The sequence below is a fragment of the Dietzia sp. CQ4 genome, assembly GCF_014145125.1.
Taxonomy (GTDB): Bacteria; Actinomycetota; Actinomycetes; order Mycobacteriales; family Mycobacteriaceae; genus Dietzia; species Dietzia natronolimnaea.
The window spans coordinates 1-3,189 of record NZ_JAALDZ010000280.1; the positions used below are offsets into that span (position 1 = coordinate 1).

Consider the following 3,189-nt stretch of genomic DNA (forward strand, 5'->3'; position numbering starts at 1 on the left):
GGCCTGGACCAGGTACACGTCCCGGCGCGCGTGCGGCGGACTTGCGGACAGGAGCGCGGCCACGTAGCTCGCACTGGCCGAACGCACGTGCGGGGCGCTGCCGGCGCGGATCAGGGTGACGGGCTCGGCGTCCTCGTCCACCAGCCGGGAGAACGGCACGCCGAGTGCATCCCCCAGCGCCCACAGCGTCTCCACACTGGGGTTCCCCCCGCCCGATTCGAGTTGGGACACGGTCGCCTTGGAGACGCCCGACCGCCGCGCGAGTTCGGATACCGACAGGCCTGCTGACGTGCGCTCCCGTTTGATCGCGGCCCCGATCCTGGCGCCGAGCTGTTCCGTCATCCGTTCACCATAACGAACGCACGGGCAGTTTGACAGGCGGTCGAGATGCGTTCACCATACTGCTCATGTGTTTATTTCGTCGAACACGACCGCCCGACACGGCCACGCCCGCACCCACGGCCACGCCCACGACCCCCGCGCCCCCGGCCCCTGCGCCCGTCGCGCCCGCCGTGGCGATCGCGTCGGCGGTAGCTGTGGTCGGGGTGGCCTACGGTTCGATGGCGTCAGCCGCAGGCCTTCCCCCGTGGTTGGTCATCCTCGCCGCCGTCCTCGTGCTCGGCGCATCCTCCGAGCTGGTGTTCGTCGGCGTGATCGCGTCGGGCGGCCTGCCCTGGATCGCGGTCTGCGCAGCGCTCCTGGTGAATCTCCGGAACGGTGTCTACGGCTTCTCCGCATCGGCGTTTCTGCCCGGGCGGCGCGTCCCCCGACTGTTCTCGGCACACCTGGTCAACGACGAGAGCGTCGCCTTCGCCCTGGCCCAGCCGCACCCGGCGCGACGCCTCCCCGCGTTCCGCGTGGTCGGGGTCGCCATCCTGATCGCGTGGCCCCTCGGCGCGGCGATCGGCGTCCTCCTCGGATACGTCCTGCCCGACCCCAGCCGTCTCGGACTGGATGCGGCGTTCCCCGCGGTCTTCGTCGCGATCCTCCTCGCCAGCGTCACCCGTCGCACCGCTGTCCCCGCCGCTGCAGGAGCGACCCTCGCCGCGGCCGCCACCCCGTTCGTGGCCGCCGGAGTGGCCCCCGTCCTGGGACTGATCGGCCTGCTCACGGCTGTGCGGAAGCGGGGACACCGTGTCTGACGTGACTCTTGTCCTCGCGGTGCTCGCCCTCGCCGCCGGCACCTACGCCGTGAGACTGGGTGGGGTCCATTTCGGAGGCTCGCGCCTCTCCCTGCGCCTCCAGCACTGGGGCGATCCCGCGGTGATCGTGCTGATCGCCGGTGTCGCCGCTACCGCGACCCTCTTCGACGGGCAGTCGTTCGCCGGGTGGGCTCGCGTCGCCGGCGTAACCACGGCTGCCGTCCTGGCGGCGATGCGGGTGCCGCTGGTCGTGGTGGTCGTCGCAGCCGCCGGGGTGGCCGCCTCCGCGAGAGCGCTGGGTATCGACTAGACCGGCACACCTCGTCGTCGTCGTCCTCTCGCTCGCACCCGCGGCCGGCGAGCACTGTCGATCCGACCGCTCCGGACCGCCCCCGCCGATCCGCTCCCAGGGCGCCGGCAGCGTCCTATGGTTCGAGTACCCCTCGCGCACTCCCCTCCAGAAGGACTCCGCCATGACAACGCAGACCATCGACATCCCCCACCTGGGCGGATCGACCATCGGCTACTCGTTCGCCCGGCAGTACGACCCCGCCCTGCCCACGCTGGTGATGATCAACTCGTTCACCACCTCGGTCGAGCTGTACCGGCCGCAGTTCGCCAACGAGGAGCTCGCCTCGCGGATGAACCTGTTGGCGATCGAGCCCTACGGCCACGGGGAGACCCGCGCCCGGTACCGGCACTTCACCTACTGGGACAGCGCGATCGCCACCCTGCAGGTGCTCGACGCCCTGGGGATCTCCAAGGCGTTCGCGCTCGGTACGTCCCAGGGCGGATGGATCGCCACGCGCATGGCGCTGCTCAATCCCGGCACCGTCGAGGGCATCGTCATCTGCGGCACCTCCATGGACTACGAGAGCCCGGCCAGTATGGAACGCGGCTGCTGGAACGGCGCCGAGTTCTGCAGCCCCGCCATCGAGGCGCTCGCCGAGCCCGTCGGCGAGGACTGGGTGGTGGACGACGACTTCGTGGTGGCGGTACTCGGTGCCGGCCTCGGCGAGAACGTCTCCGACGCCGAGCGTGACTTCTGGATCCAGACCTATCGCATTAACTATCGCCGAGACGAGGGCCGGCGGCGCCTGCGCACCAGCTCCATCAACCTCCGCGACCGCGACGGCCTGGAGGCACGGTTGAGCGACGTGCACTGCCCTGTGCTCTGGCTGCAGGGCACCGCCGACCAGGTGTACTCGGTGGCCAACGCCGAGGACGGCATCGCCCGGTTCACCGGCTCACTGTCCGCCACGCTGCAGATCGTCGAGGGCGGCCAGCACTTCCTCACCGCCTCCGACCCCGAGGTCGCGGACGCCGCCACCCTCGCCTTTGTGGAGCAGTGGTCCTGAGGCCGGCCTACCGGCCCGACAGGATTCGTGACCCGGGAGGCACCTCGCCGCGCCTCCCCCGGACTTGGTCGTTGCTACTGCGGGGATCGGCCGAAATCCTCGCAGTAGCAACGACCTTTCTTCCGGAATCCAGGCGGGCGCGGAACGTCAGACAGGCCGCTGCTCGGCCAGCGCCGCCGCCCTCTGCTCGATCCAGCTGCGCAGCGCATCCGCCTCCTCGTCGAGCGTCGCCTGGTCCACCGTGTCGCTCACCGGGAACGACCCTCGGATGTTCTCGAGCGTCTGCGCCGCCTCGTCGTCGTCCCTCAGGCCTGCACCCGCGGCAGCAGCACCCGGAACGTCGCGCCCTGCCCGGCGGCGGTCTCCACGTCGACCGACCCGCCGTGCGCCTCCACCAGTGACCGCACGATCGCCAGTCCGAGCCCGCTCCCCCCGGTCGCGCTGGTGCGGGAGGTGTCGGCCCGGTAGAAGCGTTCGAAGGCGCGGGCGGCCTGCTCCGGGGTCATCCCCGGCCCGCGATCGGCCACCTCGAGCACCGCGTCGTCGCCGCGGGTGCCGACCCGCACCGTCACGTCGGCGTCCGGCGGGGTGTGGGCCAGGGCGTTGTCGACCAGGTTGCCCAGCACCTGACGGAGCCTCGTGTCGTCGCCGAGCACCTCCGGCGTGCCGGGCCCCTCGATGACCTCCAG

5 protein-coding genes are annotated in these 3,189 nt (G+C 71.2%); 3 read left to right on the forward strand and 2 right to left on the reverse strand.

Going from position 1 to position 3,189, the window contains the following annotated elements:
• A partial coding sequence (locus tag G6031_RS14795; protein ID WP_182653660.1) for a helix-turn-helix transcriptional regulator occupies positions 1-342 on the reverse strand: 342 nt, incomplete at its 3' end.
• A 65-nt stretch (positions 343-407) separates the two neighbouring features.
• Here G6031_RS14795 and G6031_RS14800 point away from each other — a divergent pair.
• The 3 genes from G6031_RS14800 (at position 408) to G6031_RS14810 (ending at position 2,500) form a co-directional block, all read left to right on the forward strand.
• A complete protein-coding gene (locus tag G6031_RS14800) occupies positions 408-1,142 on the forward strand; it encodes an AzlC family ABC transporter permease (RefSeq protein WP_277820146.1) in 735 nt (244 codons plus the stop codon).
• Between the two features lies 1 nt (position 1,143).
• Entirely contained in the window at positions 1,144-1,452 is a 309-nt protein-coding gene (locus G6031_RS14805; RefSeq protein ID WP_182610799.1) for an AzlD domain-containing protein, read from the forward strand.
• A 163-nt stretch (positions 1,453-1,615) separates the two neighbouring features.
• The gene (locus tag G6031_RS14810) at positions 1,616-2,500 is read left to right on the forward strand and encodes an alpha/beta hydrolase (protein WP_182653662.1); all 885 of its coding nucleotides are present in this window, start codon (positions 1,616-1,618) and stop codon (positions 2,498-2,500) included.
• A 305-nt stretch (positions 2,501-2,805) separates the two neighbouring features.
• Here the strand turns inward: G6031_RS14810 and G6031_RS14815 are convergent.
• Positions 2,806-3,189, reverse strand: a 384-nt coding sequence (locus G6031_RS14815; protein ID WP_182653663.1) for a sensor histidine kinase, incomplete at its 5' end; no start/stop codon positions are given.

Bases quoted from the DNA above. Each gene is read 5' to 3' on its own strand.
- G6031_RS14810 (WP_182653662.1), top strand. From the start codon at position 1,616: ATGACAACGCAGACCATCGACATCCCCCACCTGGGCGGATCGACCATC.
- G6031_RS14800 (WP_277820146.1), top strand. From the start codon at position 408: ATGTGTTTATTTCGTCGAACACGACCGCCCGACACGGCCACGCCCGCA.